21 protein-coding genes and 1 pseudogene are annotated in these 22,593 nt (G+C 71.6%); 14 read left to right on the plus strand and 8 right to left on the minus strand.

Annotated features, from left to right (window positions below; all coding sequences use genetic code 11):
* Both DLJ59_RS08710 and DLJ59_RS08715 read right to left on the minus strand, forming a co-directional pair.
* Nucleotides 1–243: pseudogene (locus DLJ59_RS08710) on the minus strand (SAM-dependent methyltransferase); the annotation flags it as partial.
* Between the two features lie 94 nt (nucleotides 244–337).
* The gene (locus tag DLJ59_RS08715; protein WP_124771996.1) at nucleotides 338–1,252 is read right to left on the minus strand and encodes an SDR family oxidoreductase; all 915 of its coding nucleotides are present in this window, start codon (nucleotides 1,250–1,252) and stop codon (nucleotides 338–340) included.
* Between the two features lie 119 nt (nucleotides 1,253–1,371).
* Here DLJ59_RS08715 and DLJ59_RS08720 point away from each other — a divergent pair, with 119 nt between their 5' ends.
* The 8 genes from DLJ59_RS08720 to DLJ59_RS08755 all read left to right on the plus strand — a co-directional run bounded on the left by DLJ59_RS08720 (nucleotide 1,372) and on the right by DLJ59_RS08755 (nucleotide 8,906).
* Nucleotides 1,372–1,947, plus strand: coding sequence for a TetR family transcriptional regulator (locus tag DLJ59_RS08720; RefSeq protein WP_124771997.1), 576 nt, complete (start codon nucleotides 1,372–1,374; stop codon nucleotides 1,945–1,947).
* A 111-nt stretch (nucleotides 1,948–2,058) separates the two neighbouring features.
* Nucleotides 2,059–3,033, plus strand: a complete 975-nt coding sequence (locus DLJ59_RS08725; protein ID WP_124771998.1) for a Rossmann-like and DUF2520 domain-containing protein — start codon at nucleotides 2,059–2,061, stop codon at nucleotides 3,031–3,033.
* Nucleotides 3,030–3,878, plus strand: a complete 849-nt coding sequence (gene panC, locus DLJ59_RS08730; protein ID WP_124771999.1) for a pantoate--beta-alanine ligase — start codon at nucleotides 3,030–3,032, stop codon at nucleotides 3,876–3,878. Before DLJ59_RS08725 ends, panC begins: the two co-directional genes overlap by 4 nt.
* A gap of 44 nt (nucleotides 3,879–3,922) precedes the next feature.
* Entirely contained in the window at nucleotides 3,923–4,351 is a 429-nt protein-coding gene (panD, locus tag DLJ59_RS08735; protein ID WP_124772000.1) for an aspartate 1-decarboxylase, read from the plus strand.
* A gap of 96 nt (nucleotides 4,352–4,447) precedes the next feature.
* Nucleotides 4,448–5,344: a septum formation family protein gene (locus DLJ59_RS08740; protein ID WP_124772001.1), complete on the plus strand. Its 897-nt coding sequence runs from the start codon at nucleotides 4,448–4,450 to the stop codon at nucleotides 5,342–5,344.
* A 108-nt stretch (nucleotides 5,345–5,452) separates the two neighbouring features.
* A complete protein-coding gene (locus DLJ59_RS08745; protein ID WP_124772002.1) occupies nucleotides 5,453–7,150 on the plus strand; it encodes an L-aspartate oxidase in 1,698 nt (565 codons plus the stop codon).
* Between the two features lie 83 nt (nucleotides 7,151–7,233).
* Nucleotides 7,234–8,130, plus strand: a complete 897-nt coding sequence (nadC, locus tag DLJ59_RS08750; protein ID WP_124772054.1) for a carboxylating nicotinate-nucleotide diphosphorylase — start codon at nucleotides 7,234–7,236, stop codon at nucleotides 8,128–8,130.
* 17 nt (nucleotides 8,131–8,147) lie between these two features.
* Complete coding sequence (locus tag DLJ59_RS08755) at nucleotides 8,148–8,906, plus strand: type III pantothenate kinase (RefSeq protein ID WP_124772003.1); 759 nt, start codon at nucleotides 8,148–8,150, stop codon at nucleotides 8,904–8,906.
* Nucleotides 8,907–8,926: 20 nt separating this feature from the next.
* Here DLJ59_RS08755 and DLJ59_RS08760 read toward each other — a convergent pair whose 3' ends face one another.
* Nucleotides 8,927–9,667, minus strand: coding sequence for a class I SAM-dependent methyltransferase (locus DLJ59_RS08760; protein ID WP_124772004.1), 741 nt, complete (start codon nucleotides 9,665–9,667; stop codon nucleotides 8,927–8,929).
* Nucleotides 9,668–9,754: 87 nt separating this feature from the next.
* Here DLJ59_RS08760 and lysS point away from each other — a divergent pair, with 87 nt between their 5' ends.
* The 3 genes from lysS to DLJ59_RS08775 all read left to right on the plus strand — a co-directional run bounded on the left by lysS (nucleotide 9,755) and on the right by DLJ59_RS08775 (nucleotide 14,845).
* Nucleotides 9,755–11,263, plus strand: coding sequence for a lysine--tRNA ligase (lysS, locus tag DLJ59_RS08765; protein WP_124772005.1), 1,509 nt, complete (start codon nucleotides 9,755–9,757; stop codon nucleotides 11,261–11,263).
* A gap of 112 nt (nucleotides 11,264–11,375) precedes the next feature.
* On the plus strand, nucleotides 11,376–11,720 hold the full coding sequence (locus DLJ59_RS08770) for a histone-like nucleoid-structuring protein Lsr2 (RefSeq protein ID WP_081883668.1): 345 nt from the start codon (nucleotides 11,376–11,378) through the stop codon (nucleotides 11,718–11,720).
* A 581-nt stretch (nucleotides 11,721–12,301) separates the two neighbouring features.
* On the plus strand, nucleotides 12,302–14,845 hold the full coding sequence (locus DLJ59_RS08775; RefSeq protein ID WP_030327930.1) for an ATP-dependent Clp protease ATP-binding subunit: 2,544 nt from the start codon (nucleotides 12,302–12,304) through the stop codon (nucleotides 14,843–14,845).
* A gap of 205 nt (nucleotides 14,846–15,050) precedes the next feature.
* Here the strand turns inward: DLJ59_RS08775 and DLJ59_RS08780 are convergent, their stop codons facing one another.
* Nucleotides 15,051–15,962 carry an HhH-GPD family protein gene (locus DLJ59_RS08780; protein WP_124772006.1) on the minus strand — a complete coding sequence of 304 codons (912 nt, stop codon included), beginning with the start codon at nucleotides 15,960–15,962 and terminating at the stop codon, nucleotides 15,051–15,053.
* 96 nt (nucleotides 15,963–16,058) lie between these two features.
* Between DLJ59_RS08780 and DLJ59_RS08785 the strand changes: the two genes are divergently transcribed.
* The 3 genes from DLJ59_RS08785 to DLJ59_RS08795 all read left to right on the plus strand — a co-directional run bounded on the left by DLJ59_RS08785 (nucleotide 16,059) and on the right by DLJ59_RS08795 (nucleotide 17,975).
* Nucleotides 16,059–16,571, plus strand: a complete 513-nt coding sequence (locus DLJ59_RS08785; protein ID WP_124772007.1) for a glycine cleavage system transcriptional repressor — start codon at nucleotides 16,059–16,061, stop codon at nucleotides 16,569–16,571.
* The gene (locus tag DLJ59_RS08790) at nucleotides 16,568–17,152 is read left to right on the plus strand and encodes a peptide deformylase (protein ID WP_124772008.1); all 585 of its coding nucleotides are present in this window, start codon (nucleotides 16,568–16,570) and stop codon (nucleotides 17,150–17,152) included. Before DLJ59_RS08785 ends, DLJ59_RS08790 begins: the two co-directional genes overlap by 4 nt.
* 106 nt (nucleotides 17,153–17,258) lie before the next feature.
* Entirely contained in the window at nucleotides 17,259–17,975 is a 717-nt protein-coding gene (locus DLJ59_RS08795) for a hypothetical protein (protein ID WP_124772009.1), read from the plus strand.
* Between the two features lie 6 nt (nucleotides 17,976–17,981).
* On the opposite strand, the gene disA is transcribed toward DLJ59_RS08795, so the two are convergent.
* From disA to DLJ59_RS08815, 4 genes are all read right to left on the minus strand, one after another.
* Complete coding sequence (gene disA / locus DLJ59_RS08800) at nucleotides 17,982–19,166, minus strand: DNA integrity scanning diadenylate cyclase DisA (RefSeq protein WP_124772010.1); 1,185 nt, start codon at nucleotides 19,164–19,166, stop codon at nucleotides 17,982–17,984.
* A 131-nt stretch (nucleotides 19,167–19,297) separates the two neighbouring features.
* Entirely contained in the window at nucleotides 19,298–20,755 is a 1,458-nt protein-coding gene (gene radA, locus DLJ59_RS08805) for a DNA repair protein RadA (protein ID WP_124772011.1), read from the minus strand.
* Nucleotides 20,756–20,840: 85 nt separating this feature from the next.
* Nucleotides 20,841–21,596 carry a hypothetical protein gene (locus DLJ59_RS08810; RefSeq protein WP_124772012.1) on the minus strand — a complete coding sequence of 252 codons (756 nt, stop codon included), beginning with the start codon at nucleotides 21,594–21,596 and terminating at the stop codon, nucleotides 20,841–20,843.
* Nucleotides 21,597–21,736: 140 nt separating this feature from the next.
* A complete protein-coding gene (locus DLJ59_RS08815; protein ID WP_124772013.1) occupies nucleotides 21,737–22,576 on the minus strand; it encodes a UbiA family prenyltransferase in 840 nt (279 codons plus the stop codon).
* Between the last annotated feature and the right edge of the window lie 17 nt (nucleotides 22,577–22,593).

Genomic DNA, 22,593 nt, shown 5'->3' on the forward strand with positions numbered 1-22,593 from the left:
CGCGAGCCCGACGAGAGCCCGCAGCAGCTCCCCCCGCCCAGCCCCGACGTCGACGACATCGAGGCGGGGAGGGTGGCCGAGGGCCGCGTCGACCTGGGCGACGAGGCGCAGCAGCGCACCGGCGAACGCCGGGGAGGCGTGCACGCTGGTCCGGAAGTGGTCGGCCGGCCCGGTGCAGGCCACGAAGAAGCCGTCCGGCCCGTAGAGGGCCTGGTTCATGGCGTCCCGCCAGCGGATCGGCATCAGTTCACTTCCGGTTCAGGGTGCGTCACCGTGCCGACCCTACGGTCACCGGTTGTGAGCCGACTCGTGATCCCCGCCCGCGCGGTCGTGCCGTTCATGCCGCCCGGAAGTAGTGCCCTTCGTGCAGGTCCGCGATCAGGCCGGGGTGGGTCGGGGTCCAGCCCAGCAGTTCGCGGGTGAGGGCCGACGACGTGGGGTTGTCCATCTGTGCGAACGACCCGAGGAAGCCGAAGTGGTCGTTGGCCTCGGCGGGGCTGATGCTTCGGGCCGGGATGCCGAGGTTGTCGCCGATGGCTGTCGCGATCTGCTGGAAGGGGACGCCCTCGTCGGCGGCTCCGTGCAGGCGCGTACCGGCTGGGGCCTTTTCGAGGGCGAGTCGGTAGAGCACTGCCGCGTCGAGCGTGTGTACGGCCGGCCACCGGTTGCTGCCGTCGCCGACATAGGCGGCGTACCCCTTGCGGCGGGCCGAGGCGATGATGGCGGTGATGAAGCCGAAGTGGTCGAGTGAACTGTGCACCGTGGGCGCGAGCCGGACGACGGAGGAGCGCACGCCGCGGGAGGCGAGGCCGGCCACGAAGTTCTCCGCGTCGATCCGGTAGCCGCCGGACGGGAAGGTGTCGCGTTCGGTGCCGGGGCGGCCGACGATGCCGCCCATCACGAGCATGGCCGTTCCGCCGGTGCCGACCAGGGGCTTGCCGGAGCCGGCCAGGCCGTCGGCGAGTGCCGTGAGGGCGTCCAGGTCAGCCTTGGCGGCGCCGGCCAGGTCGCCGTTGATCATGAGGTCGTGGCGGAACGCCAGGTGGATGACTCCGTCGGCGGCGGCCGCCTCGTCCCGGAGCACGTCGAGGTCGGACAGGTCGCCGCGGTGTGCCTGAGCGCCGAGCTTCTCGATGGCGGCGGCGGACGTGGCGGAGCGGGCGAGGCCGACGACCTGGTGCCCGGCGGAGAGCAGTTCCGGGACGACCGCGGAGCCGAGGTGGCCGGAGGCGCCAGTGACGAATACGCGCATTGTGGTTCCTTCGTGAAGTGCCGATGTCACCTTGCGACATAACCGTAGCCCGCGTGATGTCACACCGCGACATGCGGGACGAATTAATGTCGCAGTGTGACGTCGGATACCATCGCCCCATGGCTCGCTGGCAACCGGACGCACGCGGCCGCCTGGAGGCGGCCGCCTTCGAGTTGTTTCGCGAGCGCGGCTTCGAACAGACCACGGTCGCGGACATCGCCGCCCGTGCCGGCCTCGACAAACGCACCTTCTACCGGCTCTTCGGCGACAAGCGCGAGGCGCTCTTCAGTGGCAACGGGTACCTGGAGGAGCTCCTGGTCCGGGTGGTGACCGAGACCGACGCAGGCCCCTTCGAGGCGGTCGTCGCCGCCTTCCGCCGGGTGGCGGAGGAGATCTTCGCGGACCGCCTCGAGCTGGTCCGAGCGCGGCAGACCATCATCGAGAGCAGCCCGGAGCTACAGGAGCGTGAACTGCGCAAGACGGGCTCACTGGTGGCCGCCGTCACCGCCGCCCTGCGCGCCAGGGGCCTCGACGAGACCACGGCCACCCTGGCCACCGAGTCGGGTGCCACGGTCTTCCGGGTCGCGTACGCCCGCTGGGTCGCGCCCGACAGCGACGCCCCGCTCAGCGACCTGATCGCCGAGGTGGCCGCCGAGCTACGCGCCATCACGTCGGCCCCGACCGAAACGCCCTGACGAGCCGTCTCGTCGGTGGTGAAGGTTTTCACACATGCTTGTCCCGGTTCGGCGGGCCGGGCGCATACTTGCGAGCGACCGGTACCCCTTCTCGAGGACTGGATCGTCGACATGAGCGCACCGTTGCGCCCGCGTCCGGCCGCCCCATCCGGGCCCGCCGCATCGTGGGATCGCGCCGTTCCCGGCACCCGCGCCACCTCCCGTCTGCTCACCGTCGGTGTCGTCGGCGCCGGTCGGGTCGGCGCCGTGCTGGGTGCCGCGCTCGCCGCCGCCGGGCACCGGGTGGTCGCCGTGTCCGGCAGCTCCGGAGCCAGCCGCGCCCGCCTCGCCCTGCTGTTGCCCGAGGTGCCCCGCCGCCCGGTCGCCGCCGTGGCCCACGCCGCCGCTGACCTGCTGCTGATCGCGGTGCCGGATGACAGGCTGACCGCCGTGGTGGCCGACCTCGCGCAGCGGGGCGCGCTGCGTCCGGGCCAGATCGTCGCGCACACCTCGGGAGCGCACGGCCTGGCCGTGCTGGAGCCGGCCGTCGCGGCCGGCGCCCGGCCGCTCGCGCTGCACCCCGCGATGACCTTCACCGGTACGCCGGACGACCTGGCCCGCCTCGACGGCATCTCGTACGGGGTGACCGCCCCGGCGGAGTTGCGCCCGCTGTCTGCCCGCCTGGTCGCCGACCTCGGCGGCGTGCCCGAGTGGGTGGCCGAGTCGGATCGTCCGCTCTACCACGCCGCGCTGGCCCATGGCGCGAACCACCTGGTGACCCTGGTCAACGAGGCGAGCGACCGGTTGCGTGACGCCGGGGTGTCCCGGCCGGAGAAGGTGCTCGCCCCGCTGCTGCGGGCCGCCCTGGAGAACGCGCTGCGACTCGGCGACGACGCGTTGACCGGCCCGGTCTCCCGTGGCGACGCGGGCACCGTGCGGCGGCATCTGGACCGGTTGGCGGCCACCGCACCGGAGTCCGTCCCCGCGTACCTGGCGTTGGCCCGTCGTACCGCCGATCGGGCGATCGCCGCCGGCCGGCTGCGGCCGATGGACGCGCAGTCCCTGCTCGGAGTGCTGGCCGACAGCAGTCGGGAGGTGGCCGCATGACCCGGTTGGTGCACACGCGGGCCGAGTTGGCTGAGGCGCGGGCCGGGCTGAAAGGCACGGTCGGGGTGGTGATGACCATGGGCGCGCTGCACTCCGGGCACGAGACGCTGCTGCGCGCGGCCCGGGAGCAGGCCGATCACGTGCTGGTGACGATCTTCGTGAACCCGCTGCAGTTCGGGCCGAACGAGGACTTCGACCGCTACCCGCGCACCCTCGACGCCGACCTGGAGGTGTGCCGGCGGGCGGGCGCCGATCTGGTCTTCGCCCCGTCGGTGGCGGACATGTACCCGGACGGGCAGCCCCGGGTCCGCCTCGATCCGGGTCCGCTCGGCGCTGAGCTGGAGGGGGCGAGCCGCCCCGGCTTTTTCCACGGCGTGCTCACCGTGGTGCTGAAGCTGCTTCAGCTCACCCGGCCGGACCTGGCGTTCTTCGGCGAGAAGGACTACCAGCAGCTCACCCTGGTCCGGCGGATGGCCCGCGACCTGGACGTGCCGGTCGAGGTGGTTGGCGTGCCGACCGTCCGGGAGCCGGACGGTCTGGCGCTGTCCAGCCGCAACCGTTACCTGAGCGAGTCGGAGCGGGCCGCCGCGCTGAGCTTGTCCGCCGCGCTGCGGGCCGGTGCGCGGGCCGCCGACGACGGTCTGGACGCGGGGGCGGTGCTGACCGCCGCGCACGCCGCGTTCGGCGCCGGTACGCCCGGTGCCCGCCTCGACTACCTGGTGCTCACCGACCCCGAGTTGGAACCGGGACCGGTGTCCGGGCCGGCCCGGCTGGTGATCGCCGCCTGGGTGGGCGCCACCCGGTTGATCGACAACGCGGCGGTCCACCTCGCCCCGCGCCCCTGACCCGGCCGCACCACCCTCCACCAATCCCGCGAAAGGCCACCCCGATGTTGCGGACCATGCTCAAGTCGAAGATCCACCGAGCCACGGTGACCCAGGCCGACCTGCACTACGTCGGTTCGGTGACGGTGGACGAGGACCTGCTCGACGCCGCCGACCTGCTCCCCGGCGAGCAGGTGGCGATCGTGGACATCACCAATGGCGCCCGACTGGAGACGTACGTGATCCCGGGCGAGCGGGGCAGCGGCGTGATCGGCATCAACGGTGCCGCCGCGCACCTGGTGCACCCCGGTGACCTGGTCATCCTGATCTCGTACGGGCAGATGGACGACGCCGAGGCCCGGGCCTACCGGCCACGGGTGGTGCACGTCGACGCCGACAACCGGGTGATCGAGTTGGGTGCCGATCCGGGGGCGGCGGCACCCGGCACGGCCGGGAACCCGGTGCCCAGCCCGTTGGCCGTGTCCGGAGTCTGATCTGGCGTACCACGATTCCGGTCTGTCACCAGAAGGTCATTTCCGGTTACCCTGAGCGCGCTGGCGGAAGCCGGTCGGTGGCTGGGGGAGGCCGCGATGCGCCGTGCCATGACGACCCTGTTCGCCGCTGTTGCCACGGCGGCGTTGCTGGTGGGCTGTGCCGGGTCCGGTGGCCTGGACGGTGATCTGACCGACGACTGGGCGGCGCTGCCGGCACCGTCGGCGTTCACCCCGGCCGCCGGGGTGTGTCACGCCGCCGACTTCACCGATCTGGTCAGTCTGGCCAGCTACCAGCCGGTGGACTGTGCCGGCCCGCACCGGTTGGAGACGGTGCATGTGGGGGCGTTTCCGGTCGAGCGGACGGCCGCTCCGGCTGGTGGTTCGGCGGAGCTGCGCGGGGCGTTCGCCGAGTGCGACACCCGGGCGACCGGCTACCTGGGCGACGACTGGCGGTCCGGCCGGCTGCGACTCTCGGTGGCGCTGCCCAACGGGCCGGGCTGGGCGGCGGGTTCCCGGTGGTTCCGCTGTGACGTCACCGAGCTGACCACTGTCGAGGCGGCGGCCACAGTGGTGGTCCGGTCGGGCAGTCTGCGGGACGTGTTGAAGGGGCCCACCGGGCTGCGCCTCGGTTGCCAGCAGGCCCGCGGTGGCGCCGGCCGGGGGGTGCAGACGCTGGTCCCGGTGGAGTGCGGCAAACAGCACGACGCGGAGTTCGTCGGGGTGTGGCGGGCACCGGACCTGCCGTACCCGACCCGGGACGCGGACTGGTTGCCGCTCTACACGGGTTGTCGCGGCGTCCTCGCCCGGTACGCGGGCGTACCGGACAACTCCGAGTTGCGCTTCCGCAGCGGTGTGGTGGTCCGGCCGCCGGGGGCGGGGCGTTGGAAGGTCGGTGATCGGGGCGTCCGCTGCTATCTGTGGCTCAGCGACCGTACGGTGACCGCCTCGCTGAAGGGCGCGGGCCCGGCGGGTCTGCCGGTGCGGACGAAGTGACCATGGCCTGCCGGTCGGCGCGGCGCGGCGTGCGCCGGACGGCGTCGCCCAAAACACTCGTCCCGCCCCCGCCGCCCCCGGCGAGGATGGTTCGGGTTGACTGGGGGGATGGACCTCCCGACCGTCGACCTGCCTGCCCTGCCCGCGCTGCTGGCCGCGCCCGCGCCCGGTTGGGTGGAGACCACCGACGTGATCGTGGTGGGTTCCGGCGTGGCCGGGTTGACCGCGGCGCTGCACCTGCGTGAGGCGGGTCTGCACGTCACAGTGGTCACCAAGGTCAACATTGACGACGGCTCGACCCGGTGGGCGCAGGGCGGCATCGCCGCCGTGCTCGACCCGGCCGACACCCCGGCAGCGCATGCCCGGGACACCGAGGTCGCCGGGGTCGGGTTGTGCGACCCGGCGGCGGTCCGGGTGCTGGTCGAGGAGGGCCCGACCCGGCTCCGTGAGCTGATCCGGGTCGGCGCCGAGTTCGATCGTCACCCGGACGGTTCGCTGATGCTGACCCGCGAGGGCGGGCACCGGGCGGACCGGATCGTGCACGCCGGCGGGGACGCCACCGGCGCGGAGGTGCAGCGGGCCCTGCACGCCGCGGTGCAGCGCGACCCGTGGATCCGGCTGGTCGAGCACGCCCTCGTGTTGGACCTGCTGCGCGCGCCCGGCGACGGCCCGGACGGCCTCGGCCCGGCCTGCGGGATCACCCTGCACGTGTTGGGTGAGGGCAGCGAGGACGGCGTCGGCGCGCTGCTGGCCCGTGCGGTGGTACTCGCCACCGGCGGGATGGGGCAGATCTTCTCGGCCACCACCAACCCGGCGGTCTCCACCGGGGACGGGGTGGCGCTGGCGCTGCGGGCCGGCGCGGCGGTGACCGACGTGGAGTTCGTCCAGTTCCACCCGACCGCCTTGATCACTCCGGCCGGCGAGGGGGTTCCCGGGGCTGGGCACGCGCAGCAGCCGCTGGTCTCCGAGGCGCTGCGCGGCGAGGGCGCGTACCTGGTGGACGGGGACGGCAAGAGGTTCATGGTGGGCCAGCACGAGTTGGCCGAGCTGGCTCCCCGCGACGTGGTGGCCAAGGGCATTCACCGGGTGCTGCTGGCCAGCGGCGCGGACCACGTCTTCCTCGACGCGCGGCACCTGGGCGGCGACTTCCTGGCCGGTCGGTTCCCCACCATCGTGGCGTCCTGCCTGGCGATCGGCGTGGACCCGGCGACCGACCTGATCCCGGTGGCGCCGGCCGCCCACTACGCCTCCGGCGGGGTCCGGACCGATCTGCGCGGCCGTACCTCCATCCCCGGCCTGTACGCCTGCGGCGAGGTGGCCTGCACGGGCGTGCACGGCGCGAACCGGCTGGCCAGCAACTCGCTGCTGGAAGGGCTGGTCTTCTCCCGGCGGATCGCCGAGGACATCGCGGCCGGCCTGCCCGAGCAGGCCCAGCCGGCGGACGTCGGCGCCTGGCGTGGGGGTGCGGGCTGGGTGCTGCCCGCGGAGGTGACGCCGACCCTGCAACGGGCGATGACCCGGGGGGCCGGGGTGCTCCGATCCGCGGCGACGCTGACCGAGACGGCCGGGACGTTGGCCGAGCTGGGCGTTGCCCGGGGCCGCCCGCGAACCGCCGACTGGGAGGCCACGAACCTGCTCACCGTGGCGTCGACGCTGGTTGCCGCCGCGTACGCCCGTGGTGAGACCCGGGGCTGCCACTGGCGGGAGGACTTTCCGACGGCCGACGAACGGTGGCTGGGCCACCTGGTCGGGGCGGTCGGGGCGCACGGCCGGGTGACGCAACAGTGGGAGGGGAGTGCACGGTGAGCGCAGTCGCGAACGGAGACGGCACGGTGAGCGCGAGGAGTGAGTCGGTTTTGCGAGCCCCGCAGTCGTCGACGAAGGCGGCGTTGACCGGGTCGACCGAGGCGGCGTTGCGGGCGGCTGGGTTGGATCCGGCGCAGGTGCGGCAGGTGATCGAGGGCGCGCTGGTCGAGGATCTGGGCCCGGATTTCCTGGACGTCACCAGCGTGGCGACCATTCCGTCGGAGCAGACCGACATCGCCGACCTGGTGGCCCGCGCGGACGGGGTGTTGGCCGGGCTGGCGGTGGCCGCCGCCGTGTTCGAGCTGGTGGGTGAGGTGACGGGCTTCGGTCGTACCGTCGAGGTGTCGGTGCTGGCCCGAGACGGTGAGCGGGTGGCCCGCGGCGATGTGCTGGCGACGGTGACCGGCCCGACCCGGCTGCTGCTGACTGCCGAGCGGACGGCGCTCAACCTGCTCTGCCGGATGTCCGGGGTGGCCACCCACACCCGCGCCTGGGCGGACGCGTTGGCCGGCACGAAGGCGATGGTGCTGGACACCCGCAAGACGACGCCGGGCCTGCGGGCGCTGGAGAAGTACGCGGTGCGGGCGGGCGGTGGCACCAACAAGCGGATGGGCCTCTACGACGTGGCCATGATCAAGGACAACCACAAGTTGGCGGCCGGAGGCATCACGGCGGCCTACCGGCGGGTCCGGGAGGTGTTCCCGGAGGTGCCGGTGCAGGTCGAGGTGACGACTGTCGACGAGGCGGTGGAGGCGGTGGAGGCCGGGGCGAACTTCCTGCTCTGCGACAACATGACGCCGGAGGTGCTGGCCGAGGCGGTGGCCGCGGTGGGTGACCGGGCGGAGCTGGAGGCGACCGGCGGGCTGACCCTGGAGGTGGCCGGCCGGTACGCGGCCACCGGCGTGGACTTCCTCTCGGTGGGCGCGTTGACGCACTCGTCGCCGATCCTGGACATCGCGCTGGACCTGCGCACCGACTAGTTGTCTAGGCTGCGTGCGTGCTGCTCTGCATCGACATCGGAAACACCAACACCGTGCTGGCGACCTTCGACGGCGACAAGCTGGTGCACTCCTGGCGGATCAAGACCGATGCCCGCTCGACGGCGGACGAGCTGGGCTTGATGTTCCGGGGTCTGCTCGCCGCGGACAACGTCGAGATCACCGGCGTGGCCGCCTGCTCCACCGTGCCGGCCGCGTTGCGTTCGCTGCGGACCATGCTCGGCCGCTACTACGCCGACCTGCCGAGCGTCGTGGTCGAGCCGGGGGTGCGGACCGGTGTGCAGTTGGCGATCGACAACCCGAAGGAGGTGGGCGCCGACCGGGTGGTGAACACTCTGGCGGCGTACACCCTCTATGGCGGCCCGTCGATCGTGGTGGACTTCGGCACCACCACCAACTTCGATGTGATCAGCGAGCGCGGTGAGTTCCTGGGCGGCGCGTTCGCCCCGGGCATCGAGATCTCCTTCGACGCGCTGGCCGCCCGGGCCGCGCAGCTGCGCAAGGTCGAGGCCACCAAGCCCCGCTCGGTGATCGGCAAGAACACCGTGGAGTGCCTCCAGGCCGGCCTGTACTTCGGTTTCGCCGGGCAGGTGGACCGGATCGTCGAGCGGATGACCGAGGAGCTGGGCGAGGTGCGGGCGGTGATCGCCACCGGCGGCCTCGCCTCCCTGGTGATGAACGAATGTCGCAGCATCACCCACCACGAGCCGATGATCACGCTGATCGGCCTGCGGATGGTCTACGAGCGCAACCGGTGACCCGCCGGTGTGGGGTTGGCTCACCGCCGCCGGGCGCGTAACACCAGCGTGCGGTACGGCAGATCGATGGTGTCCCGGCCGACCAGCGCGGGGTGGGTGTCCAGGAGTTCGCTCAGTTCCCGCTCGACCTGCCGCTGATCCCCGGTGGCGGCGGTGAGCCAGTACGAGCGGGTGCGGACCATGCCGAGCAGCTCAGCCGGCGTGAGCGTGGTGCGGTGCGTGAACTCGCGCTGCTCGACGGCGTCGAAGGCGGGGCCGAAGTCGGGGTACTCGCCGGCGACCAGGCGGGCCGACTTGTCCCCGAAGTGGGCGATGCGACCCAGTTCGGCCACCCAGTCGACGCTGTCGTCCCGGATGTTCCAGATGGGGGCGAAGGTGCCGCCGGGACGAAGCACCCGGGCGATCTCGGCGTGCGCGGGCTCCCGGTCGAACCAGTGGTACGCCGTCCCGACCAGAACCGCGTCCGCCGTCGAGTCGGGCAGTGGCATGGCCTCGGCGCTGCCCGCCAGCGCCGTCGCGCCCGCGGTGCCGGCGGCGAGTTGGGCCCGCATCCCCGGATCGGGCTCCACCGGTACGACATGGTGGCCCAGGGTCAGCGCAGCGCGGGTCAGGATGCCGGTGCCCGCCGCGAGGTCGACCACCCGGGCGCGGCTCAGCCCGTCGAGTGCCCACCGGACGGCAGCCTCGGGATAACGAGGTCGAAACCGGTCGTAGTCACTTGCGGCGGCGCCGAACGACAGGGCGTGAGTGTGATCGACCATGACGGGCAGGTTATCCCGTAACAGCCTCCGGACCGTTTGAGTACGCTCGGGCCTGACCCCTGTATCTCCGTGACGAGGAAGCGTGCCGTGAGCGAGCAGAACCCCGTACCAGTGGACCCCGCCGATGACCTTCCCGAGCAGATGAAGGTCCGCCGGGAGAAGCGGGACCGGATGCTCGCCGAGGGCGTCGAGCCCTACCCGGTCGGCTTCCCCCGCACCAGCACCCTGGCGGAGATCCGGGCGGGCTACGCCGACCTGCCGACCGACACCGCGACCGGCGACCAGGTCGCGGTCACCGGCCGGGTGATCTTCGTACGCAACACTGGCAAGCTCTGCTTCGCGACCCTGCGGGACGGCGATGGCACCGAGTTGCAGGCGATGCTCTCCCTGGACCGGGTCGGGCCGGAGCGGCTGGAGGCGTGGAAGCGCCTCGTCGACCTCGGCGACCACGTCGGGGTGACCGGCGAGGTGATCACCAGCCGTCGGGGTGAGCTGTCGGTGTTGGCCCAGCAATGGGAAATGACCGCCAAGGCGCTGCGACCGTTGCCGGTTGCCCACAAGCCCCTCTCCGAGGAGGCGCGCGTCCGGCAGCGTTACGTCGATCTGATTGTCCGGCCGCAGGCACGGGAGATGGTGCGCACCCGGGCCGCCGCGGTACGCAGTCTGCGCGATTCACTGCACGGGCAGGGCTTCATCGAGGTGGAAACGCCGATGTTGCAACTGCTTCACGGCGGCGCGACGGCCCGACCGTTCGTGACCCACAGCAATGCGTTGAACACCGATCTGTATCTGCGAATCGCTCCCGAACTGTTTCTCAAGCGCGCTGTGGTAGGCGGCGTCGACCGCGTCTTCGAGATCAACCGCAACTTCCGTAATGAGGGTGTCGACTCTTCGCACTCGCCGGAGTTCGCGATGCTGGAGACGTACCAGGCGTACGGCGACTACAACACGATCGGCGAGTTGACCCGCAATCTCGTGCAACAGGCGGCGATCGCGGTGAGCGGCTCGACGGTGGTGACCCACGCCGCCGGGCGCGAGTTCGACCTGGGCGGCGAGTGGCGGTCCGTGACGTTGTTCGGCGTGCTTTCCGAAGCGCTGGGCGAGGAGGTCACCGTCCGCACCGAACGCTCCCGCCTGGTGGAGTACGCGGACAAGGTCGGATTGGCGGTGGACCCGAAGTGGGGCCCGGGCAAGCTGGCCGAGGAGTTGTTCGAGGAACTGGTCGTTCCCGGCCTGGAGGCACCCACCTTCGTGCGGGACTACCCGGAGGAGACGAGCCCGCTCACCCGGGGCCACCGCAGCGAGCCGGGGCTGGCCGAGAAGTGGGACCTCTACGTGCTCGGCTTCGAGCTGGGCACCGGATACTCCGAGCTGGTCGACCCGATCGTGCAGCGGGAGCGGCTGGTGGCCCAGGCGCAGCTGGCCGCCCGGGGCGACGACGAGGCGATGCGTCTCGACGAGGACTTTCTTCGGGCGATGGAGTATGGAATGCCGCCGGCCGGCGGCATGGGAATGGGAATCGACCGGCTCTTGATGGCCCTGACCGGCCTCGGAATTCGGGAAACGATCCTCTTCCCGTTGGTCCGCCAGGAGTAGTCCCGCCCAGGCTCACCCCGGACTGTAACGGGGTCCTATTGACGCGACGAGCGGCGCGGGGGTTATTGTGCTCTAGTTAGCAGGAGCACCCTGCTCGAAAGGAATGTGGGACGTGGCCAAGCAGATCATTCACAAGCTGGTCGATGACCTGGACGGCGGGGACGCGGACGAGACCGTCAAGTTCGCCCTCGACGGCGTTCAGTACGAGATCGACCTGTCGAGCGCCAACGCCGCGAAATTGCGCGATGCATTTGCCGCGTACGTTGGTGCCGGCACCAAGGTCGGCCGGGGTGGCGTCGTGATCGGTGGGCGGGCAGCCCGCGGTCGGGGTGGCGCGACCGCCGATCGGGAACAGAACAAGGCGATCCGGGAGTGGGCCAAGAAGGCCGGCAAGGACATCTCGGACCGGGGTCGTATCCCGCAGGAGATCGTGGACGAGTTCCACGCGAAGCGCTGATCCGTCAGCAGCTTGGTGGCTAGTCGCCACCGCAGGCGACACCGACGCCGGGCCGGAGGAGTTCTCCGGGCCGGCGTCGCCGTATTCCGCCGCGGGCCGGGGTCGCCGCCAAGGCCGGGGTCGCCGTGCTCGTTCGGGGCCCCGTCGGGCCCGTTCGGGGCGTCGTCGGGCCCGTTCGGGGGCCGGGAAGCAATCCGGGCCGACCGACGTTGTCCACAACCAGTGGAACAGCTATCCACAGCCTGTGGACAACCTCCCCAGGGGTGGGCGCGGCGTTCGTCGCGACCGCCGATTCGTCCGTCCGGAGCCTCCGGGAGCGCTTCCGGACCCCGGATCGGGCTTCCGTAGCGCCAGTCGGATTTCGCTCTGCGCGTAGCGACAGGGCTACCGGAACACCTCCTGAGCGCGGACGGTTGTTCAAAACGACGTGGAACCGACCCAGACCAGAGACACACGACCTCAGCTGAGTCGGTCAACGACGATAGAGTAAGGAGGCACGGACGCCCGTCCTGGACGTTCGTGCACCGGCCCCGCCAAGATCTTGACCATCAAGGCGCACGGCACGTGAGGAGCACGAGGGCATGTTCGAGCGGTTCACCGACCGAGCGCGACGGGTTGTCGTCCTGGCCCAAGAAGAGGCCCGGATGCTCAACCACAACTACATCGGTACGGAACACATCCTGCTGGGCCTGATCCACGAAGGTGAAGGCGTCGCGGCAAAGGCCCTGGAGAGCCTCGGCATCTCCCTGGAGGGCGTCCGCCAGCAGGTCGAGGAGATCATCGGCCAGGGCCAGCAGGCGCCGAGCGGGCACATCCCGTTCACGCCGCGGGCGAAGAAGGTGCTGGAGCTGTCGCTGCGCGAGGCGCTGCAGCTCGGCCACAACTACATCGGCACGGAGCACATCCTGCTCGGGCTGATCCGTGAGGGCGAGGGCGTTGCCGCCCAGGTGCTGGTCAAGCTCGGCGCCGACCTCAACCGGGTCCGCCAGCAGGTGATCCAGCTGCTCTCCGGCTACCAGGGCAAGGAGCCTGCCGCGGCGGGCGCCGCGCCGGGCGAGGCCGCGCCGTCGACCAGCCTGGTGCTGGACCAGTTCGGCCGCAACCTGACTCAGGCCGCCCGCGAGGGCAAGCTCGACCCGGTTATCGGGCGCGAGAAGGAAATCGAGCGGGTCATGCAGGTGCTCTCCCGCCGTACCAAGAACAACCCGGTCCTGATCGGTGAGCCCGGCGTCGGTAAGACCGCCGTGGTGGAGGGGCTGTCCCAGAAGATCATCAAGGGCGAGGTGCCCGAGACCCTCAAGGACAAGCAGCTCTACACGCTCGACCTCGGCGCGCTCGTCGCCGGTTCCCGCTACCGCGGTGACTTCGAGGAGCGCCTCAAGAAGGTCCTCAAGGAGATCCGCACCCGCGGCGACATCATCCTGTTCATCGACGAGATCCACACCCTGGTGGGTGCGGGTGCCGCCGAGGGCGCGATCGACGCCGCGAGCATCCTCAAGCCGATGCTGGCCCGTGGTGAGCTGCAGACCATCGGCGCCACCACGCTGGACGAGTACCGCAAGCACCTGGAGAAGGACGCCGCTCTCGAGCGCCGGTTCCAGCCGATCCAGGTGGGCGAGCCGTCGCTGGCGCACACCATCGAGATCCTCAAGGGCCTGCGCGACCGGTACGAGGCGCACCACCGGGTGAGCATCACCGACGCGGCTCTCGTGGCCGCCGCGACGCTGGCCGACCGGTACATCTCCGACCGCTTCCTTCCGGACAAGGCGATCGACCTGATCGACGAGGCCGGTGCCCGGATGCGGATCCGTCGGATGACCGCGCCGCCAGACCTGCGTGACTTCGACGAGCGCATCGCCCAGGTGCGTCGCGACAAGGAGTCCGCGATCGACGCGCAGGACTTCGAGCGCGCCGCCCAGCTGCGCGACAAGGAGAAGCAGCTCCTCGGCCAGAAGGCGCAGCGGGAGAAGGAGTGGAAGGCCGGTGACCTGGACGTCGTCAGCGAGGTTGACGACGAGCAGATCGCCGAGGTGCTCGGCAACTGGACCGGCATCCCGGTCTACAAGCTGACCGAGGAGGAGACCTCGCGCCTGCTGCGCATGGAGGACGAGCTGCACAAGCGCGTCATCGGCCAGGAGGACGCGGTCAAGGCGGTCTCGAAGGCGATCCGGCGTACCCGGGCCGGCCTGAAGGACCCGAAGCGCCCGTCGGGCTCGTTCATCTTCGCCGGCCCGTCCGGCGTCGGTAAGACCGAGCTGTCCAAGGCGCTCGCCGAGTTCCTGTTCGGCAGCGAGGATGCCCTCATCCAGCTGGACATGTCCGAGTTCCACGACCGTTACACGGTCTCCCGGCTCGTGGGTGCCCCTCCCGGCTACGTCGGCTACGACGAGGGCGGGCAGCTGACCGAGAAGGTGCGGCGTCGGCCGTTCTCGGTGGTCCTCTTCGACGAGATCGAGAAGGCCCACCCGGACGTGTTCAACACGCTCCTGCAGATCCTCGAAGACGGTCGGCTCACCGACGGTCAGGGTCGGATCGTGGACTTCAAGAACACGGTCATCATCCTGACCACCAACCTGGGCACCCGTGACGTCGCCAAGGCGGTGTCGCTGGGCTTCCAGCAGTCGGAGGACTCCGAGTCCAACTACGACCGGATGAAGCAGAAGGTCAACGACGAGCTCAAGCAGCACTTCCGGCCTGAGTTCCTCAACCGGATCGACGACACCATCGTCTTCCACCAGCTGCGCCAGACCGAGATCCTCTCGATCGTGGACATCATGATCCAGCGGATCGAGGGCCAGCTGCGGAACAAGGACATGGGTCTGGAGCTGACCGACAACGCCAAGAAGTACCTGGCCGCGAAGGGCTTCGACCCGGTGCTCGGTGCCCGTCCGCTGCGTCGCACGATCCAGCGCGACATCGAGGACAACCTCTCCGAGCGGATCCTGTTCAACGAGCTGACCCCGGGTCAGATCGTGGTGGTCGACTGCGAAGGCGACCCGGACGACATCGACAAGTCCAAGCTCGTCTTCCGGGGCTCGGACAAGCCGGTCGAGGTTCCGGACGCCGTCCCGGCCGATCTCGGTGGCACTGCCGCTGGCACCGCCGCGGCAGGCGTGGACGAGTAACACAACCAGCAAGGGGGCGGGGCCCCGGTGGCGCAAGCCACCGGGGCCCCGCCTTTTCGCGTCCCACCGGTCGCCCGCCGCGGTCCCCGCTCGACGTCCCCACCCGCAGTCCCCGCTCCACGTCACCGCACGGGCGGCGGCGCGTGCGGGCGTGGCCGACGCGCGGCCGGGTGGCCGTTGGGCCCGGCGCTTCGGATGTGCGAGGTCAGGCGGTGAGGTCGGCGGATGGGAGGGACGGGCCGTCACCAACCAGGCGGAAGGCGTCGGTGCCGACGGGCTCGACCAGCCCGTCCTGCACCAGACCGGCGAGGGCGCGGGAGCGCTGCACGTCGTCGGTCCACACCTGGTCCAGCCGCTGGTGCGGGACCGGCCCGGTGCTGTCCCGGAGCACTCCGAGCAGCAGACCGCGTACCTGTCGGTCGGTGCCCGCGTACCGCTGGGGTCGGCGGGTCGGCCCCACCGGTGCCTCCTGCCCGGACGCCCGCCAGGCGCAGACCGACTCGACGGGGCAGGCCGTGCAGCGCGGTGACCGGGCTGTGCAGATCACCGCGCCCAGTTCCATGAACGCGGCACTGGCCAGCGCTGCCGCGGCCGGTTCCGTCGGGAGGAGTTCTTCGGTGGCGACCAGGTCGGCTGGTCGGGTGACGGGCCCGGCGTCCGGTTCGCCGGCCACCGCCCGGCTCACGACCCGCCGTACGTTGGTGTCGACCACCGGGTGCCGCTGCCCGTACGCGAAGGCGGCCACCGCCCGCGCGGTGTAGGTGCCGACGCCGGGCAGTGCCAGCAGTTGCTCCAGCCGGTCCGGCACCTGGCCGCCGTGCCGGTCGACGATCGCTACCGCGCACTCGCGCAGCCGGACCGCCCGACGGGGGTAGCCGAGGCGTCCCCACATCCGGATCGCCTCGGCGGGGGTGTCCGCCGCCAACGCGGCCGGCTCCGGCCAGCGGGCCAGCCAGGCCTGCCAGGCCGGCACCACCCGGACGACGGGGGTCTGCTGGAGCATGACCTCGCTGACCAGGATGGCCCACGGGGTGACACCGGGCTCTCGCCACGGCAGGTCCCGGGCGTGCTGCTGGAACCACCGGCTGACCAGGGTGGCGAAGTCGGGTTGAGTCATGGCGTCGTCGATGATGTCACGCCCGGTGTTCCCGTTGGGTGGGCGGCTCGGGCGGGGTGCCACGTCGTCGTTCGACGGACGGGGGAGAATGCCCGGATGAACGAGCTCGCGATCACCGTCATCGGTCGGGACCGGCCGGGCATCGTGGCCGACGTCGCGGAGGTGCTGGCCCGGCTGGGTGCGAACCTCACCGACAGCACGATGACGCGGCTGCGAGGGCATTTCGCGATGACCCTCATCTGCACCGGTCCGGCCACCGCCGAGGTCGAGACCGCGTTGGCGTCGCTGGCCGCCGAGGGTCAGCTGCTGGCGACGGTACGCGCGGTCACCCCGGACGGGGATGTGCCTCCGACGGGTGAGCCGTACGTGATGGCGGTGCACGGTTCGGACCGGATGGGGATCGTCGCGGCGATGACGCGGGTGCTGGTGGATGCCGGCGGGAATGTCACCGACCTCAGTACCCGGTTGACCGGTGAGCTCTACGTGGTCTTGGCGGAGGTCGAGTTGCCGGCCGGCGTGGCGGACACTCTGGTCGGCCGGCTGCACCGGACGGCTGCCGAGCTGGGCGTGGAGGTCACCCTCCGGCCGGCGGACCCGGATCTGTTGTGACGGGCGAGGAGCGCGGGCCGGACGTCGAGGCATACGCCGGTCTGGGTGACTGGACACCGGATTCGCTGGCGGTGCCGGGTGTGGTGCGGGCGGTGGTGTCCGCCCCGGATCCGGTGTTGAGCCGGGCGGCGGACGAGGTTGATCCCACGGCCGAGGAGACGATCCGGTTGGCGGCCGACCTGGTGGCGACGATGAAGGTCTCGCCGGGCTGCGTCGGGCTGGCCGCGCCGCAGGTCGGGGTGGGCGCTCGGGTCTTCGCCGTCGATGTGACCGGGCACCCGAAGGCGGTGACGGTGCACGGCACCTTCGTGCTGTGCAACGCGCGCGTGGTCGAGGCGACCCGGTGGAAGCCGGGCCGGGAGGGCTGCATGTCGGTGCCGGACCTGACCGGGGATGTGAAGCGGGCCAGTCGGCTGGTGGTGGAGGGTGATCTGCCGGGCAGCGGCGAGCCGGTCCGGTTGGTGACCGACGGCTTCGAGGCGCGGGCGTTGCAGCACGAGATCGACCACTGCGCGGGGCTGCTCTTCCTGGACCGGGTGGCCGGTGCGCACGCGATCTACCAGCGCAAGGTCTACCTGTGATCCGTGAGCCGTTCGTCCTCAGTGGAGGGTCGAGCGTGCCCCTCGAATCGGTTCCGGCGCGTCGCGCCGCACTGCCGGGTACGGCGCGGCTACGGTGGAGGGCATCATGCGTCTGACGGTCGGCCCCCTGCCACCCGCCGTGTACTGGCGGCGTCGCGCCGTCGTACTCGGAGCGGGGTTTCTGTTCCTGATTGTCCTGCTCTACTCCTGCACCGGTTCGGATCGTTCCGAAGGTCAGGACCCGACGGCGGGAGGGACACCGTCGGCGACGTCCGGCGCGACGTCTGATCCCGGCGGGCCGGTGCTGACACCGCAGACCGGCGGTCCGTCATCGTCTGCGTCCGCTGGTTCGGATGCGACGAATCCGAGCCCGGCGATCACCAGCAACACACCGCCGCTGGGCGTGGCGGCCGGTTCGGAAGACGACGGCACCTGCACCGACGAGGAGATCAGCGTGGTCTCGTCGGCGAGCCCGACCTCGGTGCAGCGAGGCGCCGTGGTTGACCTGCAACTGAAGATCAAGAACACGTCGGACCGGACGTGCAGTCGCAACGTCGGCGCCGACCTTCAGGAGATCTTCATCAAGTCCGGTGCCGAGAAGATCTGGTCGTCGGACACCTGCGCCAAGGTCCAGGGCTCGGACGTGCAGTCCTTCACGCCGGGCTTCGTGCGCTCCTACCGGGTGCCGTGGAACGGGCGGGACACCAGCCGCTGTGACGGTCTGCTGGCCGGTGGGCCGTTCGCGCCGATCGGGTCGTACCAGGTGTTCGCCCGGGTCGGCACGAAGCTCAGCGACGCGGTGAAGCTGAGCGTCACCGGCTGAGCCGGGTCAGACGTAGCGTTCCAGGATGGATGCCTCGGCGAGCCGGGACAGCCCCTCACGGACGCCGCGGGCCCGGGCGTCACCGACCCCCTCGACGGCTTGCAGGTCTTCCACTGTCGCGCCGAGCAGCCGCTGGAGGCTGCCGAAGTGCAGCACCAGGCGGTCGACCACCGCCACCGGGAGCCGGGGCACCTTGGCCAGCAGTCGGAAGCCGCGCGGACTGACCGCGGCGTCGAGCGCGTCGGACGCGGCCGGGTAACCGATCGCCTTGGCCACCGACACCAGGTCGATCAACTCGGTGGCACCGAGCAGGTCCAGCTCGACAAGAGCCTCGTCCAGGGTGCGGGACTTGCGGCCGACCGGGAGGTAGTCCCGGATGACCAGAGTCCGGTCGGCGTCCACGCCGGCCATCAGCTCGTCGAGTTGCAGGGCGAGCAGGCGGCCGTCGGTGCCCAGCTCCACCACGTAGCCGGCGATCTCGTCGGCGATCCGGCGAACCATCTCCAGTCGCTGCACCACGGCCACCGCATCCCGCACGGTGACCAGATCCTCGATCTCCAGGGCGGAGAGCGTGCCGGAGACCTCGTCCAGCCGGAGCTTGTAGCGCTCCAGGGTGGCGAGCGCCTGGTTGGCGCGAGAGAGGATGGCCGCCGAGTCGTCGAGCACGTGCCGTTGCCCGTTGACGTAGAGGCTGATGATCCGCATCGACTGGCTGACCGAAATGACCGGATAGCCGGTCTGGCGAGCCACCCGCTCGGCGGTGCGGTGCCGGGTGCCGGACTCTTCCGTCGGGATGGACGGGTCGGGCATCAGGTGCACGGCAGCCCGGACGATCCTGGTGCCGTCGCTGGAGAGGACGACCGCGCCGTCCATCTTGCACAGCTCTCGCACCCGGGTCGCGGAGAACTCGACGTCCAGCGGGAAGCCGCCGGTGCACAGGCCCTCGACCACCTTGTCGTAGCCGAGCACGATCAGCGCACCCGTGCGGCCCCGCAGGATGCGCTCCAAACCGTCACGCAACGCGGTGCCCGGGGCCATCAGGGCGAGATTGGCCCGCAGCGGGTCTCCGGCGCTCCCGGTGGCTCCCGCGGTCACGCTCACGCTGATCGTGCGGGCGGGCGAGCCCACGGCGCCGGTGCGGGCCTGGGGCGGCGCGCCGGCTGGCTTGGTGGTATCGCGGTCGATCGGCACGGGCACAGTCTACGGACTGCCGTGCGGTGGGTGCTGTCGTGGTTACTGTGATGTGTCACGATGCCGCCCTCTCCAACGTTTCCCGCTTAGGACGCGCTGTCCGGTTTCGCCGCCCTCGTCGGCACGGTGGGTCACTCGGCGGACGCACGGGCCGCGTGGTGCAGTGCCGAGCGGACGTCGGTGACCTCGGTCACCCGCATCTGCTCGGGCCCGGCGCCGGTGCTGGCCGGGCCGCAGCCGGGCGGCACCAGGGCCACCTTGAACCCCAGCCGGGCCGCCTCGGCCAGCCGGCGCGGCACCGCCCCGACCCGACGCACCTCGCCGGTCAACCCCACCTCACCGATCGCCACCAGGTGCGGCGCGATCGCCAGGTTGAGCCCGCCGGAGGCGACCGCCAGGGCCACCGCCAGGTCGGCGGCCGGCTCCACCACCCGGATCCCGCCCACGGTGGCGGCGAAAACCTCCCGGTCGTGCAGGGTCAGCCGCTCGGTGCGCCGTTGCAGCACCGCGAGCACCATCGCCAGTCGCGCCGAGTCGAGGCCGGAGACGGTGCGTCGGGGAGAGCCCGCAACGGTCGCGCCGATCAGCGCCTGCACCTCGGTGACCAGGGCCCGCCGCCCCTCCATGGCCACTGTCACGCAGGTGCCCGGGACCGGCTCCGCGTAGCGGGTCAGGAAGAGCCCGGACGGGTCGGCCAGGCTGCTGATGCCACCCTCGTGCATCTCGAAGCAGCCGACCTCGTCGGCCGCGCCGAACCTGTTCTTCACGCCGCGCACCAGGCGCAGCGACGAGTGCTTGTCGCCCTCGAAGTGCAGCACCACATCGACCAGGTGCTCCAGCACCCGAGGCCCGGCCACCTGGCCGTCCTTGGTGACGTGCCCGACCAGCACGGTCGCGATGCCCCGCTCCTTCGCGACCGAGACCAGCGCGGCGGTGACCGCGCGGACCTGGGTCACCCCGCCGGGCACCCCCTCGGTGCCGGTGGTCGAGATGGTCTGCACCGAGTCGAGCACCAGCAGGCCCGGCTTGACCGCGTCGAGGTGCCCGAGCACCGAGGCCAGGTCGCTCTCCGCAGCGAGGTAGAGCCGCTCGTGCAGGGTGCCCATCCGCTCGGCCCGCAGGCGCACCTGACTGACCGATTCTTCGCCGCTGACCACCAACGAAGGGCTGCCGGCATTGACCGCCCACTGCTGCGCCACATCAAGCAGGAGGGTCGACTTGCCCACGCCGGGCTCGCCGGCGAGCAACACCACGGCACCGGGGACCAGGCCGCCGCCGAGCACCCGGTCGAGCTCGCTCACACCGGTGGGCCGGGCACGTGCCGGAGCGGCGCTGATGGTGGCGATCGGCCGGGCCGGCTCGGACGGCATCCGGGAGCTGACCACCCGACCGGAAACCGTCGGGCCGGTCACCGTGCTCTCGACCACCGCCCCCCACTCGCCGCACTCCGGGCAGCGACCCACCCACTTGGGCGGCTGGTGCCCGCAGGCGTCGCACTGGTAGGCCGGACGCGGCTCGCGGGCGGCGGACCGACCACGGGCGGCACCGGCCGTGCCGCCACGCGGAGGGGTCGATCGGGAGGTGGTCACATCAGGACGCTAGCCCTCGCGTACGACGAAAACACCCCGGCGTGGTGGTCACCACGCCGGGGCGTTTGTCGATGTGCGGATCGGGTCACTCGTGGGTCGTGCCGCCCTCGTCGCCCTCGTAGCCGCCCTCGCGCTCGATGATCGGCGACGGAGGGGCCGCCGGGGTGAGCGGCACCGCGACCGGCGCCTGGCCGGTGACCGTGTTGCCGTTGCCGAAGTCGAAGGTCACGACGACGTTCTGACCGGAGCGCAACGCCTCGGTCAGGCCGATCAGCCGGAGCTGGGAGGTGGCCTCGGAGTTGAACTGGATGTAGCTCAACGGCGCCAGCTCGATCCGAGCAGGCTGGCCCGGAGCGGCAGGGCTGGCCGAACCGGACGCCCGCGCCGACTCCGGGGCAGACGGCGTGGCCGAGGACGACCCGGTCTCGGAGGGCGTCACCGACGGGCTCGGCGACCCGGAGGTCGAACTCGACGGGCTCATGGAGGCGGACTCCGAGGCGGACGGCGACGGGCTCGCCGAGCCGCCGCTGATCACCACCTCGCGGGCGCTCTCGGTGGTGACGGTGACCGTCACCGTCTCCTTCGAGTCGTTGTAGATCACGGCGCCGAGGCCCGCGTCCTGCCCGGCCCGGTAACCCTCGGTGCCCGGGAAGTCCACGAGCAGGCCCCGCACCGAGAAGGAACCGTTGTTGGTCGTGAGGTTGACGCCCTGGACCGACGGCTCCTTCAACGCGGTCTCGGCGATCTGACCGGCGCCGCATCCGGAAGCCAGCAGGCTGGCCGCCGCGATTCCGGACAGCAACAGGGCCGCCCGCCGGGATCCCCTGATCGAGCGCGTCACGTCGGTCCTCCTCGTCACAATCCCCACCCGGGCCGTACGCCGGGCACGGTGGCCATACCCGCGCAGACCGCGCTCCAGGGTAGTTGGAGCTGATCGAGGCGCGCACGCGGACCCGGCAATGCCACCTGCCCGGGTGGCGTTCACACCACCCGACCACTCGCCACCAGCAGAACCACGTCGATGAGGGCCACCAGCATCACCGCCCGGAAGGCCGCCACCGGCCGCCGGCCGGCCCGGCTCGCCGAGCGCCCGGCGTACCAGCTCAGCGGCGGCACCACGGCGGCCGTGCCGACCGCCGCCCAGCCGATCGCCGACGGTGGCCCGGGTGGTCCGAGGACCAGGGTCGCGGTCGCCGCGAGGAGGAGAGCCGCCGCGGCCACCCGGCTGCCGGCGGCGCCCAGCCGGTGGGGCAGGCCGCGCACGCCGGTGCGGGCGTCGTCGGCCAGGTCGGGCAGCACGTTGGCGAAGTGCGCGCCGGCGCCCAGGCAGGCCGCCGCCGCCACCAACCAGACGGGCGGGGCCGGCCGTCCGGGCAGCGCCAGCACCACGAAGGCGGGCAGCGCGCCGAACGACACGGCGTAGGGCAGCACCGAGAACGCGGTGGCCTTGAGTGGCCAGTCGTAGAGCAGGGCGGAGACCAGGGCGAGCGTCAGCCAGAACGCCGCCGCCGGGTTCGTGGTCAGCGCCAGCAGGGGGCAGGCCACCGCGGCCGCCGCGGCGGCCCAGGCCGTGGCGCGCCGACCGACCGCGCCACTGGCGACCGGCTTGTCGGTACGCCCCACAGTGGCGTCCCGCTCGGCGTCCAGCGCGTCGTTGGTCCAGCCGACCGCGAGCTGGCTGGCCAGTACGGCGAGCACCACCGAGACGATTCCGGCCGGCCGGTGGCCCACTCCCCACGCCAGCAGACCGGCCACCGTGGTCACCGCCGCGGCCGGTTCCGGATGGCTCGCTCTGACCAGCCCTAACACCCTCGACGACATAAGGGAAGTCTGGTCGT

It is taken from the genome of Micromonospora inaquosa (genome assembly GCF_003857055.1).
GTDB classification, from domain to species: Bacteria; Actinomycetota; Actinomycetes; order Mycobacteriales; family Micromonosporaceae; genus Micromonospora; species Micromonospora inaquosa.

Coding starts and splice junctions, on each gene's coding strand:
- DLJ59_RS08745 (WP_124772002.1), top strand. CDS start 5,453: ATGGACCTCCCGACCGTCGACCTGCCTGCCCTGCCCGCGCTGCTGGCC.
- DLJ59_RS08740 (WP_124772001.1), top strand. CDS start 4,448: ATGCGCCGTGCCATGACGACCCTGTTCGCCGCTGTTGCCACGGCGGCG.
- DLJ59_RS08780 (WP_124772006.1), bottom strand. CDS start 15,962: ATGACTCAACCCGACTTCGCCACCCTGGTCAGCCGGTGGTTCCAGCAG.
- DLJ59_RS08775 (WP_030327930.1), top strand. CDS start 12,302: ATGTTCGAGCGGTTCACCGACCGAGCGCGACGGGTTGTCGTCCTGGCC.
- DLJ59_RS08795 (WP_124772009.1), top strand. CDS start 17,259: ATGCGTCTGACGGTCGGCCCCCTGCCACCCGCCGTGTACTGGCGGCGT.
- panD (WP_124772000.1), top strand. CDS start 3,923: ATGTTGCGGACCATGCTCAAGTCGAAGATCCACCGAGCCACGGTGACC.
- DLJ59_RS08725 (WP_124771998.1), top strand. CDS start 2,059: ATGAGCGCACCGTTGCGCCCGCGTCCGGCCGCCCCATCCGGGCCCGCC.
- DLJ59_RS08760 (WP_124772004.1), bottom strand. CDS start 9,667: ATGGTCGATCACACTCACGCCCTGTCGTTCGGCGCCGCCGCAAGTGAC.
- panC (WP_124771999.1), top strand. CDS start 3,030: ATGACCCGGTTGGTGCACACGCGGGCCGAGTTGGCTGAGGCGCGGGCC.
- DLJ59_RS08785 (WP_124772007.1), top strand. CDS start 16,059: ATGAACGAGCTCGCGATCACCGTCATCGGTCGGGACCGGCCGGGCATC.
- DLJ59_RS08815 (WP_124772013.1), bottom strand. CDS start 22,576: ATGTCGTCGAGGGTGTTAGGGCTGGTCAGAGCGAGCCATCCGGAACCG.
- DLJ59_RS08715 (WP_124771996.1), bottom strand. CDS start 1,252: ATGCGCGTATTCGTCACTGGCGCCTCCGGCCACCTCGGCTCCGCGGTC.
- DLJ59_RS08720 (WP_124771997.1), top strand. CDS start 1,372: ATGGCTCGCTGGCAACCGGACGCACGCGGCCGCCTGGAGGCGGCCGCC.